Raw genomic sequence first — 15017 nt, 5'->3', positions numbered from 1 at the left:
TCATAACCCCGATAGCCATGGACGAGGGCCTGCGCTTTGCCATCCGTGAGGGCGGAAGGACTGTAGGCGCGGGACGCGTTATCAAGATTTATAAGTAAGAGAGAGACATGAGAGTACTGGTTACACTGGCCTGCACGGAGTGCAAGCGCAGGAACTACACGAGCAGAAAGAGCAAGACGAACGATCCTGACCGGATCGAGCTCAAAAAGTACTGCAAGTGGTGCAGGTGTCACACCGCGCATCGAGAGACGCGATAATTCAGGCAGGTGAATGAGGATCGTAGGCCCGTAGCTCAATTGGTAGAGCGCCGGTCTCCAAAACCGGAGGTTGGGGGTTCGAGACCCTCCGGGCCTGCCATCACTGGCGGATAGCGTCAGGTTCGTAGTACCGGAGAGTGTGAATCAGGTAGGGAAAGATGGCAAACAGAGAACTGAGGAGAATACAGGAGAAGTCCCAGACGCCCGGCCAGCGGCAGAAGCAGATGGCGCAGCGCAAGAAGGCGGCTGAAAAGAAGAAGGCTGAGAAAAAAAGCGCCTGGAAGGCCATAGCCCAGTTTTTGAAGGATGTTCGCATCGAGATGAAGAAGGTCATCTGGCCGAGCAGGGACGAGGTGGCCAATTACACGATGGTCGTGCTGATTACTGTGACCATCGTCGCGACTTTCATCCTTGTTCTAGACCTGATGCTGTCGAAGCTTCTCAACTTGATAATAGGAATAGCCTGATCAGATCGCGTATCGGCGCCTTGAAAGCCGCGCTAAAAGGAGTAATAAGGGTACATGGTTCGAAGGAATGAAAAGTGGTACGTTGTGCACACCTATTCCGGGTATGAGAACAAGGTGAAGGCGAACCTCGAGCACCGCATCGAGTCCATGCACATGCAACAGAAGATACACGGGGTGTTTATCCCTGTCGAGGACGTGCTCGAGTACAAGTCCGGCAAGAAGCAGCTTGTTCAGAAAAAGCTATTGCCGGGCTACCTGCTGGTGAGCATGGATCTTGACGACGAATCCTGGTACGTAGTCCGGAATACGCCGGGCGTCACAGGCTTTATCGGGACATCCGCGCGCCCAACGCCGATACCCGAGCAGGAGGTTGACAGCCTGCTGGTTCGCCAGAAGGCCGAGAAGCCAAAGGTGTCAGCGGAGTTCTCCGAGGGTGAAGGGGTCAAGGTCGTACAGGGGCCGTTCGCCGACTTCACGGGAGTTATCAGCGAGGTAAATCTGGACCAGAGCAAGCTGAAGGTTCTGGTTTCGATATTTGGCAGGGAAACCCCGGTTGAGCTTCCCTTCGACCAGGTCATGAAGATGTAGGGAAGGCAAGGATAATGGCAAAGAAGGTAATGACGGTAATCAAGTTGCAGATCTCCGCCGGCCAGGCTAACCCGGCGCCACCGGTTGGTCCAGCGCTGGGCCAGCACGGCGTGAACATAATGGAATTTTGCAAGCAGTACAATGCCAGGACCATGAGCGAGCTGGGTCAGATCGTGCCGGTGGAGATATCGGTTTACGAGGACCGCTCCTTCACGTTTGTAACGAAGACCCCGCCTGCCGCGAAACTCTTACTTGACGCCGCGGGGCTCGAGAAAGGAAGCGGCGAGCCGAACAGGAACTCGGCGGGCACAATCACGTTGGACAAGGTCAGGGAGGTCGCGCGGCAGAAATTGCCCGACCTTAATACGAACGACATCGAGGCCGCGACGCGGATACTCGAGGGTACCGCGCGCAGTCTGGGTCTCGAGGTTGTAGACAGTTAAGGAGAGGTTTTCAATTGAAGTGGAGAAGCCGCAGGTACAAAGAGAGCGCTGACGGGATTGAGCCTGGAAAGCTGTATCACCCTTTTGATGCGGCGAAGCTCGTCAGTGAGCGGGCAAGCGGGAAATTCGATGAGACGTTTGAAGTGGCGATCAGGCTGGGTGTGGATCCAAGGCGCGCCGATCAGATGATCAGGGGCACAATCATGTTGCCCGGTGGCACCGGGAAAGAGGTGCGCGTCGCGGTCTTCGCCATTGGCGATAAGGCGGTAGAAGCTGAGAAGGCTGGCGCCGACTTCGTCGGTGGCGAGGATATGGTGGCCAAGGTTCAGGGCGGCTGGACCGACTTCGATGTGGCGATCGCGACACCGGACGTCATGAGTCTGGTAGGAAGGCTCGGGAAGATACTCGGGCCGCGTGGGCTGATGCCCAACCCGAAGAGCGGTACGGTTACCTTCGACATCGAGAAGGCGGTTAGTGACGTGAAAGGCGGCAAGGTCGAGTACAGGGTGGACAAGCAGGCCAACGTGCACCTCGTGGTGGGCAAGGTTTCGTTCTCGCTCGACAGCATCATGGACAACTATGCCGCAGTTCTGGAGGAGCTCATCCGGGCCCGGCCCGCCGCCGTCAAGGGGCGATATATCAAGAGCATCACCTTTTCGAGCACGATGGGTCCAGGCGTCTCGGTCGATACTACTGTGACCCGAGGTTTCATTCCGGAAGCAGCAGCCTGTTGATTTTTTGACAGCTCGGGTCAGCTCTGTTACATTCGGGAACGAAAACAAAAGAAAGAACGATTGCCGGAGACAGCAGGCGCCACATGATGGCTCAATTGAACGGCCTGCCGAGGCGGATTGCATTATAGCCTCCGCTGAGGGGCTATTTATTTTGGAGGTAAACCGGATGCCGAGCCAGGCGAATAAAGAAAAAGTAGAGCAGATTACGAAGTTGTTTGAGAATGCTCCCTCATTGCTCGTTCTGCGCTACAGGGGACTTACCGTACATGAGGCAAACGAGTTCCGTGGCAAGCTGAAGGAGATGAACTCGGAGCTTCGCGTCCTCAAGAACACACTCACACGCATCGCTATTGCCGGGACTCCCAAAGAGGGGATCGTGCCGTTGCTCGAGGGACCGGTCGCCGTGGTTACCATCCGGGACGATGTGCCTTCTGTCGCGAAAGTGGTCAGGGAATTCGCCAGGGGCCGTAAGGATTTCTACCTCCGTGGCGGGCTGTTCGAGAGCAGGATCCTGGATGGGAAGCAGGTGGAGGCTCTGGCGACGTTGCCGCCTCGCGATATCTTGCTCGCGCAGATGGTCGGTATGGTGCGGGCGCCGTTGGCGCTGGTCGTCGGGGCCGCGGTCGCGCCGGCCAGAAAGATGCTTGCGCTATTTCAGGCGCTGGCAGACAAAAAAGGTTCAGGGGAACCGCCGTCGCGCGAAGAAGTTGGCGATGGAGAGACTCCCGAGGAAGCATAGAGACCAGAGAAACAGATAGGAGAGGTGATTGTTTTGGCTGAGAAATTGACCCCGCAGGACGCGATAGAGGGGATCAAGGAATGGACGGTGCTGGAGATCTCCGAGTTCGTCAAGTTGTTCGAGTCGGAGTTCGGCGTAACCGCTGCCGTGCCCGCGGCGGCGGCAGCCGCACCCGCTGGTTTCGAGGCGGCTGTCGAGGCGGAGGAGAAGACTCGGTTCGACGTGGTTCTGGTAACTGCTGGCGAGAAAAAGATCCCGGTGATCAAGGAAGTTCGCGCGATCACTAAACTTGGTCTCAAGGAAGCCAAGACGCTGGTTGAAGAGGCGCCCAAGCCTATCAAGGAATCCGTGAGCAAGGAAGAGGCCGAAAAAATAAAGACCCAGCTCGAGGACGTCGGCGCGACAGTCGAATTGAAGTAAACACAATACAAATACAGGGGTCAGACACCGTCTACCTCTCCGTCTACCTTTACTGCGTAGAGGGGTCTGGCAACGTCTACCGCGCAAAGGTAGACGGTGCCTGACCCCTGGTTAGTTAAACGTCAAAAATTTTGACAGAAACTCTGATAATTAATATCATAAAAGTTTGCGCAGTTGATTGAGCAGAGTATCGCGAGTGTTTTGTTTGCAGCTTCTATTACTGTTCATGTCTGAAATCGTCAGGGGGGATATTTTTGTCAGTTGCACTTCACGGAAAGCGTAAGCGCATCTCATTCGCCAGAATACCTGAAGTTCTGCCGGTTCCGGACCTCATCGGAATCCAGAAAGATTCTTTCGCATGGTTTCTGGGAGAGGGATTGGCCAGCATCTTCCATGACATATCGCCTATCGAAGATTTTACGGGAACTATGGCGGTAGAGTTCGGGGAGCACACGTTGGGAGATATTAAATTCGACGTTGACGAGTGCAAAGACAAAGGCGTGAGCTACGCCGCTCCCCTGTTCGTGGACGTGCGCCTCATCAACAAGGAGATAGGCGAGATCAAGGAGCAGTCGGTTTTCATGGGCGACTTCCCGATCATGACCGACAAGGGCACATTTATTTTCAATGGCACTGAACGGGTTGTCGTCAGCCAGTTGATCCGCTCGCCCGGCATTTACTTCGACCGCGAGATCGACAAGGACACTGACAAGATTCTTTATTCCGGCAAGATCATCCCCTCTCGCGGGGCGTGGCTCGAGCTGGAGTTCGACAAGAAAGACATGCTTGGAGTGCGCGTCGACAGGAAGCGCCGGCAGCCGGTGAGCGTGCTTCTCAAGGCGCTTGGCTACGAGCCGGACGAGCTCGTGAACTTTTTCGACGGCGCTGAGTCCATCAAAACTACGATCGACAAGGATCACACGAAGAGCAGGGAAGAGGCTCTCATCGACATCTATCGCAAGCTCCGCCCGGGCGAGCCGCCCACGGTAGAGAGCGCCAGTGGTCTTCTGGACAATCTGTTCTTCAACGAGCGCCGCTACGACCTGGCGCGTGTTGGGCGCTACAAGATAAACAAGAAACTGGGCCGCAAGGTTCCAGGCGATGTCACGGTTCTTACGCGCGAGGACATTCTCGAAGCCGTGCGCTATCTGGTGAACCTTCACGCCGGCGTGGACGGCTACACTGTTGATGACATCGATCATTTCGGCAATCGCAGGGTTCGCACCGTAGGCGAGCTCATTCAGAACCAGGTCCGCATCGGGCTGTCCCGCATGGAGAGGGTCATCCGCGAGCGTATGACCACCCAGGACGTGGATTCCATCACTCCACAAACGCTTATCAACATCAGGCCCGTAGTCGCGGCTGTCAAGGAGTTTTTCGGCTCCAGCCAGCTTTCCCAGTTCATGGATCAGACGAACCCGCTGGCGGGACTCACGCACAAGCGACGCGTCTCCGCGCTTGGCCCCGGCGGTCTGTCTCGCGAGCGCGCCGGTTTCGAGGTTAGAGACGTGCACCCGTCACACTACGGACGCATGTGCCCTATTGAAACGCCCGAAGGCCCGAACATCGGGCTCATCGGCAACCTCTCGACTTACTCGCGGATCAATGATCTCGGTTTTCTGATGAGTCCGTACAGAAAAGTGAACAAGGGCGTCGTTTCAGACAAAATTGTTTACTTGACCGCGGATGAGGAAGATGACCTCATAATCGCGCAGGCCAACGCTCCACTCACCAGATCCGGGCGGTTCGAGAATGACAAGATCCTGTGCCGCGCGTCGAAGCTGGGGGAAGAAGTTTCATTCGTGGACGCGCGCGAGGTCGATTACATGGACGTGTCGCCACGCCAGACGGTCAGCGTGGCTACCGCGCTTATTCCGTTTCTGGAGCATGACGACGCGAACCGCGCTCTTATGGGTTCGAACATGCAACGCCAGGCGGTGCCACTCATCAAGCCCGAGGCGCCGCTGGTCGCTACCGGCATGGAGTTTCGCGCCGCGAAAGACACTGGCGACATAATATCCAGCAAGACAGCGGGCACGGTGTCCTACATGGATGCTGGGGTCATAGAGATCAAGGACAAGAAAGGCAAGAAAGAGACATATAAGCTTGAGAAGTTTTACCGCTCCAATCAGGGCACCTGCATAAACCAGAGGCCGCTGGTCAAGGAGGGTGAGCATGTCGTCAAGGGACAGGTCATTGGGGATGGGCCGTCCACCGACCAGGGCGAGCTTTCTCTTGGACGTAACCTGCTGGTCGCTTTCATGCCCTGGGAAGGGTACAACTTCGAGGACGCCATCGTGGTTTCGGAGCGGCTGGTGCGCGAAGACATCTTAACATCTATCCACATCGAGGAGCATGAGGTCGAGGCGCGCAGCACCAAGCTCGGTGATGAAGAAATAACGGCCGATATCCCAAGCGTCCAGGAGGATGTTCTTATGAACCTGGACGAGAGGGGCATTATCCGGCTTGGGGCCAGGGTCAAGGCGGGCGACGTGCTGGTTGGAAAGGTTACTCCCAAAGGAGAAACCGAGCTAACCGCCGAGGAGAAGTTATTGCGCGCGATATTTGGCGAGAAAGCGCGCGAGGTCCGTGACACCTCTCTCAAGGTGCCACATGGCGAGTCCGGGAAGGTAATAGGCGTTAGGGTGTTCTCGCGTGAGAATGGCGACGAGCTCAATCCTGGAATCAACGAACTGGTTCGAGTCGATATAGCCCAGCGGCGCAAGATACGAGCAGGCGACAAGATAGCCGGACGCCATGGCAACAAGGGCGTCATATCCAAGATCCTTCCTGTCGAGGACATGCCTTTCATGGAGGACGGCACACCGGTGGACATAGTGCTGAATCCGCTGGGCGTCCCTTCCCGAATGAACATCGGGCAGGTGCTCGAGACCCACCTCGGCTGGGCGGCTTACGCCGGCATAGACAGTGAAAATACGACCCACGTAGCCACTCCGGTTTTCGATGGCGCCACGGAGAAAGAGATCGAGAACTCACTCAAGAAGGCGGGACTGCCCGCCAACGGCAAGGCCCATCTCTTTGACGGACGCTCAGGGATGGAGTTTGAGAGCGAGGTCACGGTAGGGTATATCTACATGTTGAAGTTGCTCCACCTGGTAGACGACAAGATGCACGCGCGTTCGACCGGCCCCTACTCGCTCGTGACACAGCAGCCACTGGGAGGCAAAGCGCAGTTCGGCGGTCAGCGTTTTGGGGAGATGGAGGTCTGGACACTCGAGGCGTACGGCGCGGCGTACGCGTTGCAGGAACTCCTGACCGTCAAGAGCGACGATGTCGTCGGCAGGGTAAAAGTCTACGAGGCGATAGTCAAAGGTGAAAACATGCCGGAGCCGGGGATACCAGAGTCCTTCAAGGTTCTTATCCAGGAGATGCGCTCGCTGGGCCTGGACGTCAAAATGCTCTCCGAGGAGGGTAACACCATCGAGGTGCAGGGGATGGAGGAGGACGTGTTTAGAACCGCCGAGGAACTTGGCATTGACCTGAGGACAAATCAACCGAGAGATGGCACCGCGGAAGACGAATGCTCCGAGAGCCTTTTTGAATAGGAGGATGCGCAGTTGCTCGATGTCAATGAATTCAGCAGCCTGGAGATAGGGCTTGCCACCGCGAGCCAGATCCGCAACTGGTCAAATGGCGAGGTCAAGAAACCGGAGACCATCAACTACAGGACCCTGAAGCCTGAGAGAGAAGGGCTCTTCTGCGAAAAAATATTTGGGCCGACCAGGGACTGGGAGTGCTCCTGCGGGAAGTACAAGAAACGCGTTCGCTTCAAAGGCATGATATGCGAGCGTTGCGGCGTTGAGGTCACAAGATCCAAGGTGCGCCGCGAGCGGATGGGCCACATAGAACTCGCCGCGCCGGTATCTCACATCTGGTTTTTCAGGGGCGTGCCATCGCGCATGGGATACCTGCTTGACCTGTCCTCAAAGAGCCTCGAACGGGTATTGTACTTTGCTTCCTATATTGTGTCGGATGTCAAGAAAGACCGCAGAAAAAAAGACCTTCCGATGCTCGAGAAGCGTCTCGACGCGGATATCGCTGAGCTCGAGGAAAAGCTTTCCGCTCAATACCACGCGTTAGTCTGCGAGAACTTTCCCCTCATGTTCGAGGCGCTAGAGGTGTTCGTCGGCAACAAGAAGTTGCCGGGCTCGCTCGAAGAGCCGCGGTTAAAGCTGATGGCCCTCCAGAATAGCCATGAGGAGTGGAGCGCGGAACAGGCTGAAAAGATCGAGGAGATCGAGGCTGCCTGCGACAGGCAGATCGTAAACATTGGCAAGGAGTCCAAAAAGAAGGCGAGCGAGAAGGACAGGACCAAGGAACAACGTATCGCGGATCTCCGGTTGCGCTACGAGCGAACGATCGACGAGACAAAGAAACATTACGGCGCGCTCGCCGCCGCCTCCGTCAAGTTTGCCGGCATGAGCGAGGAAGAGCGCTCGGAGAAAACAGGGAAGCTCGAGTCTGATATCGACGGGCTCCTGACCGAATGGGATGACCGCCTCGACGAGATTGAGCAAGCGTTAGAGATAGAACCCGGAAAGCTCGACGCAGGCGAGGCCGCCGATGTGGAGGACTTCTGCGCCCCGCGTATCCGCGAGCTCGAGTCACGAATGCGGGCGTTGCGCTCGAGGCCGGCGCTCGAGGAAAAGAAGACCGGCGAGAAAGAGGAGTTCGACAAGCGCGCTCATAATCTCGAGGCCGAACGCGATAAACAGATCAAGAAAATAAGCAGAGAATCCAAGAAAAAGGCGGCCGAGCATCCTAAGACCAGAGAAGACCGCGTGGCCGACCTCAACAAGCAGTACAACACAAAGATAGGCAAGGAGAGATCCGCTTACGAGAGGAAGATCAAGAAGCTCGTAGAGGTTCTCCGGAAAGAACAGCGCGACACGCGCAATGCGATTCAGATCCAGATCGATTATCTCAAAGAGCTTTTTGAGGAGTTCAAAAAGCTTGACACCAAGCAGCTCATAGACGAGGATCAGAAGTTCCGCGATCTTCGGATGCGTTACGGCGAGTACTTCCGGGGAGGGATGGGCGCCGAGACAGTGCGTGATCTGTTGCTAAACGTCAACCTGGAGAAGGAATCCGAGGATCTGCGGGAGATTGTCAAGAGTTCCAAAGGCCAGAAGCGCAACAAAGCTATCAAGAGGTTGAAGGTCGCCTCCGCTTTCCTCAATACCGAGAACAAGCCCGAGGCCATGATAATGGACGTTATCCCGGTCATCCCGCCTGACATGCGCCCCATGGTGCAGTTGGACGGCGGTCGCTTCGCGACGAGCGACCTCAACGACCTGTACCGTCGCGTTATCAACCGCAACAACCGCCTGAAAAGATTGCTGGATCTCAGCGCGCCTGAAATCATCGTCAACAACGAGAAACGCATGCTTCAGGAAGCCGTGGACGCGCTGTTCGACAACGGCCGGCGCGGCAGGCCGGTGACCGGCCCGGGAAGTCGTCCCTTGAAATCATTGGCCGATATGCTCAAGGGCAAGCAGGGACGCTTCCGTCAGAACCTCCTGGGCAAGCGCGTGGACTACTCCGGACGCTCTGTCATCGTGGTGGGGCCTGAGCTAAAGCTTCATCAGTGCGGCCTGCCAAAGCAAATGGCGCTCGAGCTGTTCAAGCCGTTTATCATGAAGCGGCTTGTGGATCTCGGTTTCGCGCACAACCTCAAAGGCGCCAAGCGCATGATCGATCGTATGGTGCCTATTGTATGGGACGTCCTCGAGAAGGTCATCCGGGCACACCCGGTCATGCTCAATCGCGCTCCCACGCTCCACCGCCTGGGGATACAGGCGTTTGAGCCGATGCTCGTGGAAGGAAAGGCCATACGCATACACCCGCTTGTCTGCACCGCCTTCAACGCGGACTTCGACGGCGATCAGATGGCTGTTCACCTGCCACTGTCACCCGAGGCGCAAGCCGAAGCTCGCATCCTGATGCTTTCAGCTCACAACATTCTCTCTCCCGCGAACGGCAAGCCGGTAGTTTCTCCGACTCAGGATATTGTGCTCGGCTGTTACTTCCTCACCGCTTTGAGGAATGGCGTCACGGGAGAGGGCAAGGTGTTCTCCAACCCCGATGAGGCAATCCTCGCCCACGAGTTTGGCCGTGTCGGGTTGCAGGCACGGGTCAAGGTACGCATGGATGGCGAAATCCGTGAGACTTCCGTTGGCCGCATTATCTTCAACAGGCAACTTCCGGAGGGCTTTTCCTACCAGAACAGGATAGTGGGCAAGAAGGAGATATCAGAGATAATCGAGCAGGTGGCAGAGAACTACCCATCCGATGTTATCAACTGCGTCCTCGACCAGGTAAAGGAAACAGGGTTTCACTTTGCCACCAGGGCGGGAATCACGATAAGCGTCAGCGATATCGTGATCCCGCCCGAGAAGCCTCAGATACTCGCGAACGCGGAGAAAGAGACAGCTGAGATCGACGAGCGCTATTCCGATGGTTTCTATACCGAGGAGGAGCGCCACAGGCGCGTGGTTGACGTATGGCACGCCGCGACAGACCTGGTCGCGACACGAATGGAGGAGAACTTTGACGAGTTCAACCCCATCTACATGATGGCGTGCTCCGGCGCTCGAGGCGACCTCAAGCAGATCAAACAACTTGCGGGGATGAAAGGTCTGGTGGAGGATCCCAAGGGCGATGTCATCGCTTCTCCTATCACTTCGAACTTCCGCGAGGGACTTACAGTTCTCGAATACTTCATCAGCACACATGGCGCCCGCAAGGGATTGGCTGACACCGCGTTGCGCACCGCGGACTCCGGTTATCTTACCCGTCGCCTTGTAGACGTGGCGCAGGATTCCATCATTCGCGAGATGGACTGCGGCACGGATCGGGGTATCCCCGTGTCGGTTACTCTCGACGGCGATATCAACACAAACATCATCGGCCGCTACGCCCTGACGTCAGTGAAGAGCAAGAGAGTTGTGATTGTAAGCGCGAACCAGGACATCACGAAGGTGCTTGCGCGCAGGCTCATGGATGAAGGCATCGAAGAGGTCATGGTGCGTTCAGTGCTTACCTGCAAGGCCAGGCACGGAGTATGCGCGGCCTGTTACGGGCGGGATCTTGCTTCTGGCAAACCCGCTCAGATCGGCGAGGCCGTTGGTATAATCGCGGCTCAATCTATTGGTGAGCCGGGGACGCAGTTGACGATGAGAACTTTCCACTTCGGTGGCGTTTACGCCGGCGTCGGACGCGATATCACTCACGGTCTCCCGCGTGTGGTTGAGCTCTTCGAGGCCCGAAAGCCCAAGGGTCAAGCGTACCTGGCGTGGAGCCGCGGGAAAGTCGAGGTCAAGAGGAGTGACAAGTACCACGAGATAGTCCTCCACGGTGAGGAGCTTTCGGAGGATGGCAAGATACAACCGCTGGATTACACTTACCAGATTCCCACGAGCCTCAAGATACTTGTCGCGGATGGGGATGACGTTTCCGCCGGCGACCAGATAACGGAGGGCTCAGCGGATCCCAAGGAACTGCTGGATATCGTGGATCGGGAAACGGCGCAGCGCTACCTGGTGAATGAAGTCCAGAAGGTTTACAAGGATCAGGGCGTGGATATCCACGACAAGCATATTGAGGTCATCGTAAGCCAGATGCTCAAACGTGTAACGGTTTCCGATCCCGGCGATGCCGTGTTCCTGCCCGGACAGTTGGTCGAGTACATAGACTTCGAACAGGAAGCGAATCGCGTGGTCGCCGAGGGCGGCGCGCCCCCGAGGTTCAAGGAGGTTCTGCTGGGCATCACCAAGGCGAGCCTCGCGACTAAGTCCTTCCTGTCGGCGGCGTCTTTTCAGGAGACGACCCGCGTGCTTACCGATGCGGCTCTCTCTGGCAAGGTGGACCGGCTGCTCGGCCTCAAGGAGAATATTATTATTGGAAAGCTCGTTCCCACGGGCTCGGGGATGACGGCCTATCGCAGGATAAATGTGAAGCCTCTCGACGAGGAATGGGAACCACTGTACACCGGTGAGCAACTGCCGGAGCTGCAGCCGCAACTCACCGCGATGGAGATATTCCGCGATGGAATACTTTCGGGGGAAGCTTTCGATGAGGAGGCCGAGGAAGAGAAGGAAGTTGACACGACGTAGTCGTGGTGGTACATTCTCATAGCGGTGCAAGTGCGCCGTTTTTGTGTGCGTGTAGATACCCCTATTCCTGGTGGATTGTCTCGTGAATAGGACGATTCACTGGAGTGGGGTGTCTTTTTCGGTATCGGTAAAACTACTGGAGGTCCGATAGGTGCCGACCATCAACCAGCTTGTGCGTAATGGCAGAAAACGCAAAGTCAAGAAGACCGGGGCGCCGGCGCTTCAGGGCTCGCCCCAGAAACGCGGAGTTTGTACGCAGGTAAAAACGACCACGCCAAAGAAGCCGAACTCGGCTTTGCGAAAGATATGTCGAGTGAGACTTACCAATGGCATCGAGGTCACCGCGTACATACCGGGCATCGGGCACAATCTCCAGGAGCACTCGATAGTTTTAGTGCGCGGGGGCAGGGTCAAGGATCTTCCGGGCGTAAGATACAAAGTTGTCAGGAACACGCTCGACGCGGCCGGTGTCGAGGAACGTTCACAGAGCCGTTCAAAGTACGGCGCCAAGAAAAATAAGTAAGCGGAGGGCGTATGCCTCGAAGGGGACAGGCCACAAGACGAAGCACAACCAGAGATCCTGTGCACAAGAGCATTCTGGTCACGCAGTTCATAAACAGAATAATGCTTGATGGCAAGAAGAGCACAGCTGAAAATATCGTCTATGGCGCGTTGAACAACATCGGCCAGAGAGAAGGTGTGGATCCGGTGCACGTGCTTCAAAAGGCTGTGGAAAACGTCATGCCCGTGCTCGAGGTCAAATCAAGACGCGTCGGCGGCGCGACCTACCAGGTGCCCGTCGAAGTCAAAGCCCGGCGGTCGAGGACTCTTGCCGTGCGTTGGATCATCGCGTTTTCCCGGCAACGCAGGGAAAAGAGCATGTCCGAGAGGTTGGCCGGCGAAGTATTGGACGCCGCGAACCGGGCAGGGCATTCTATCAAGAAGAAGGAGGATCTGCACCGGATGGCGGAGGCTAATAAAGCGTTCGCTCATTACCGGTGGTAGCTACTCATGAGCCAGGTTGCGACAAAGAAAAGGGGCGCCCCCACGAGTAAGATGGCGGAGAAGATCGAAAGGGATATTCCCTTAGAGAAGATCAGAAACATTGGAATAATGGCCCATATTGACGCGGGTAAAACGACAACAACCGAGCGTATCCTTTATTACACCGGGAAGACTTACAAGATGGGCGAAGTTCATGACGGCGCGGCTGTAATGGATTGGATGATTCAGGAGCAGGAGCGTGGCATCACGATAACGTCAGCGGCCACAACGTGCGAGTGGGAAGATACTCGCATTAACATTATTGATACGCCCGGTCACGTGGACTTTACTATTGAGGTCGAGAGGTCGTTACGCGTGCTCGACGGAGCGGTTGCTGTGTTTGACGCTGTTGAAGGTGTGGAGCCGCAAACAGAGACGGTGTGGAGGCAAGCCGACAGGTATAACGTCCCGAGAATCTGCTTCGTGAACAAGATGGACAGAGTTGGCGCGAGTTTTGAACGGTCAGTCGAAATGATCGAAACCAGGCTTGACTCAAACCCTGTGCCAGTGCAGATTCCGGTGGGAGAGGAAGAGTTGTTTCGCGGGATCATAGATCTTGTGGTTATGAAGCAGATCGTCTGGTATGACGAGATGGGCGAGGAGTGGGGTTACGAGGATATCCCTGGCGACATGGTCGAAAAGGCGGAAGCCGCGCGTCACGTGTTGCTCGAGAAGATCGCGGACTTCGACGCCGAGGTGTTTGAAGCCTATGTTGAAGGAAATCCAGTGAGTCCCCTGGCAATTCGCCGCGCGATAAGAAGCGGAACCATAGCTGCCAGGATCGTGCCGGTTCTGTGTGGCACGGCGCTCAAAAACCGCGGTATCCAGCCACTCATAGAGGCGATTTCGGAGTACCTTCCTTCGCCGGCGGACGTGCCCTTGATGCGGGGCGAAAATCCTTTTACTCACGATGAAGAGGAAAGAGAAGCTTCGGACGACGCGCCGTTCGCGGCACTCGCTTTCAAGATTATGTCTGATCCATACGTTGGCAGGTTGACTTACTTTCGCGTTTACTCCGGCACGCTGAAAACAGGGATATTTGTTCTCAACTCGACGCGCGGCAACAAGGAGCGGGTAAGCCGAATTTTACGAATGCACGCGAATCATCGCGAGGACGTCAAGATGGTGTGCACCGGCGATATCATAGCCTGTGTCGGCCTCAAGAAGACGACAACGGGAGATACTCTTTGCGATCCTTCCCACCCGATTCTCCTGGAGCACATGATCTTCCCGGCGCCGGTTATTTCGGTTGCGATAGAACCCAAGACCAAGATGGATCAGGACAAGCTTACCGAGTCGCTGAATCGCCTCTCTGACGAGGATCCGACATTTCGGGTTAATTACGACGAAGACAGCGGGCAGACGATCATCAGCGGCATGGGCGAGCTTCATCTGGAAGTGGTGGTCGACAGGCTTCTCAGGGAGTTTCAAGTCGACGCCAACGTTGGCAGGCCGGAGGTCTCCTACCGGGAGACGATCACGCGGCCGGCGCATAATGTTCGCGGCCGATTCATCAAACAGACCGGTGGGCGCGGGCAGTACGGGGATGTGGTAATCAACCTCGATCCGACGAAGAGGGGCGAGGGATACGTGTTCGAGAACAAGATACACGGTGGCGAGGTTCCAAGGGAGTACGTCCCGGCTGTCGATCGTGGTGTGCAGGAGGCATTGATATCAGGAGGGCTTGCGGGTTACCCGCTCGTAGACCTCAAGGTCGAGCTGGTTGATGGGTCATACCACCCGGTGGACTCCTCGGAGATCGCGTTCAAAGTCGCGGCATCGATGGCGCTGAAGAAAGCTGTGCGGGCTGGCTCGCCGATACTGCTGGAGCCGATAATGCGCATGGAGATCACCGTTCCCGATAAGTATGTTGGGGATGTAATATCGGACATTAACGGGCGAAGGGGAAGGCTGGAGAAGGTCGAGCATCAAAGCGGCCACCAGCGCATGGAGGTACTGACGCCCCTGGCCCAGATGTTCGGGTATGCTACCGACCTGAGGTCGTTGACCCAGGGGAGGGCTACCCACCACATGGAGTTCCACCACTATGCCGAGGTCCCAGCGGGGATCGCCCGGGAGATAATCGCGCGAGCCAAAGGACAGTAAGGAAGGAAGGAGGCGCCATGGCCAAGGAAAAGTTTGAGAGAACCAAGCCGCACGTGAACGTCGGCACCATAGGGCATGTGGATC

14 protein-coding genes, 1 tRNA gene and 1 pseudogene are annotated in these 15017 nt (G+C 56.4%); all 16 read left to right on the top strand.

The window, feature by feature from the left end:
* On the top strand, positions 1-98 hold a 98-nt coding region (locus CVT63_05390; GenBank protein PKQ27945.1), incomplete at its 5' end, for a hypothetical protein.
* Between the two features lie 9 nt (positions 99-107).
* Positions 108-257 (top strand): 50S ribosomal protein L33, encoded by a 150-nt coding sequence (rpmG, locus tag CVT63_05385; GenBank protein ID PKQ27940.1) that lies wholly within the window; start codon positions 108-110, stop codon positions 255-257.
* A gap of 24 nt (positions 258-281) precedes the next feature.
* Positions 282-357: transfer RNA gene (locus tag CVT63_05380), tRNA-Trp, on the top strand.
* A 124-nt stretch (positions 358-481) separates the two neighbouring features.
* Entirely contained in the window at positions 482-724 is a 243-nt protein-coding gene (locus tag CVT63_05375; protein PKQ27944.1) for a preprotein translocase subunit SecE, read from the top strand.
* A 54-nt stretch (positions 725-778) separates the two neighbouring features.
* Positions 779-1312, top strand: coding sequence for a transcription termination/antitermination protein NusG (locus CVT63_05370; protein PKQ27939.1), 534 nt, complete (start codon positions 779-781; stop codon positions 1310-1312).
* 14 nt (positions 1313-1326) lie between these two features.
* The gene (gene rplK, locus CVT63_05365) at positions 1327-1755 is read left to right on the top strand and encodes a 50S ribosomal protein L11 (protein ID PKQ27938.1); all 429 of its coding nucleotides are present in this window, start codon (positions 1327-1329) and stop codon (positions 1753-1755) included.
* 14 nt (positions 1756-1769) lie between these two features.
* Positions 1770-2489, top strand: a complete 720-nt coding sequence (locus CVT63_05360) for a 50S ribosomal protein L1 (GenBank protein ID PKQ27937.1) — start codon at positions 1770-1772, stop codon at positions 2487-2489.
* 166 nt (positions 2490-2655) lie between these two features.
* On the top strand, positions 2656-3228 hold the full coding sequence (locus CVT63_05355; GenBank protein PKQ27936.1) for a 50S ribosomal protein L10: 573 nt from the start codon (positions 2656-2658) through the stop codon (positions 3226-3228).
* Between the two features lie 33 nt (positions 3229-3261).
* Positions 3262-3648, top strand: coding sequence for a 50S ribosomal protein L7/L12 (locus CVT63_05350; protein PKQ27935.1), 387 nt, complete (start codon positions 3262-3264; stop codon positions 3646-3648).
* Positions 3649-3902: 254 nt separating this feature from the next.
* Positions 3903-7214 (top strand): DNA-directed RNA polymerase subunit beta, encoded by a 3312-nt coding sequence (gene rpoB, locus CVT63_05345; GenBank protein ID PKQ27934.1) that lies wholly within the window; start codon positions 3903-3905, stop codon positions 7212-7214.
* A 12-nt stretch (positions 7215-7226) separates the two neighbouring features.
* Positions 7227-7703: pseudogene (locus tag CVT63_05340) on the top strand (DNA-directed RNA polymerase subunit beta').
* Between the two features lie 384 nt (positions 7704-8087).
* A complete protein-coding gene (locus CVT63_05335) occupies positions 8088-11783 on the top strand; it encodes a DNA-directed RNA polymerase subunit beta' (protein ID PKQ27943.1) in 3696 nt (1231 codons plus the stop codon).
* Positions 11784-11934: 151 nt separating this feature from the next.
* Positions 11935-12306, top strand: a complete 372-nt coding sequence (locus CVT63_05330) for a 30S ribosomal protein S12 (protein ID PKQ27933.1) — start codon at positions 11935-11937, stop codon at positions 12304-12306.
* An 11-nt stretch (positions 12307-12317) separates the two neighbouring features.
* Positions 12318-12788: a 30S ribosomal protein S7 gene (locus CVT63_05325; protein ID PKQ27932.1), complete on the top strand. Its 471-nt coding sequence runs from the start codon at positions 12318-12320 to the stop codon at positions 12786-12788.
* Between the two features lie 63 nt (positions 12789-12851).
* Positions 12852-14933 carry an elongation factor G gene (fusA, locus tag CVT63_05320; protein PKQ27942.1) on the top strand — a complete coding sequence of 694 codons (2082 nt, stop codon included), beginning with the start codon at positions 12852-12854 and terminating at the stop codon, positions 14931-14933.
* Positions 14934-14950: 17 nt separating this feature from the next.
* A partial coding sequence (locus CVT63_05315) for an elongation factor Tu (GenBank protein PKQ27941.1) occupies positions 14951-15017 on the top strand: 67 nt, incomplete at its 3' end.

Origin of the sequence: Candidatus Anoxymicrobium japonicum (assembly GCA_002843005.1) — a bacterium.
Classification (GTDB): Bacteria; Actinomycetota; Geothermincolia; order Fen-727; family Anoxymicrobiaceae; genus Anoxymicrobium; species Anoxymicrobium japonicum.
This window is presented reverse-complemented; position numbering and strand designations above follow the sequence as displayed.

Excerpts from the sequence above, each read along its gene's own strand:
- rpmG (PKQ27940.1), top strand. The coding sequence starts at position 108 with ATGAGAGTACTGGTTACACTGGCCTGCACGGAGTGCAAGCGCAGGAAC.
- CVT63_05375 (PKQ27944.1), top strand. The coding sequence starts at position 482 with ATGGCGCAGCGCAAGAAGGCGGCTGAAAAGAAGAAGGCTGAGAAAAAA.
- CVT63_05370 (PKQ27939.1), top strand. The coding sequence starts at position 779 with ATGGTTCGAAGGAATGAAAAGTGGTACGTTGTGCACACCTATTCCGGG.
- rplK (PKQ27938.1), top strand. The coding sequence starts at position 1,327 with ATGGCAAAGAAGGTAATGACGGTAATCAAGTTGCAGATCTCCGCCGGC.
- CVT63_05355 (PKQ27936.1), top strand. The coding sequence starts at position 2,656 with ATGCCGAGCCAGGCGAATAAAGAAAAAGTAGAGCAGATTACGAAGTTG.
- CVT63_05335 (PKQ27943.1), top strand. The coding sequence starts at position 8,088 with ATGAGCGAGGAAGAGCGCTCGGAGAAAACAGGGAAGCTCGAGTCTGAT.
- CVT63_05325 (PKQ27932.1), top strand. The coding sequence starts at position 12,318 with ATGCCTCGAAGGGGACAGGCCACAAGACGAAGCACAACCAGAGATCCT.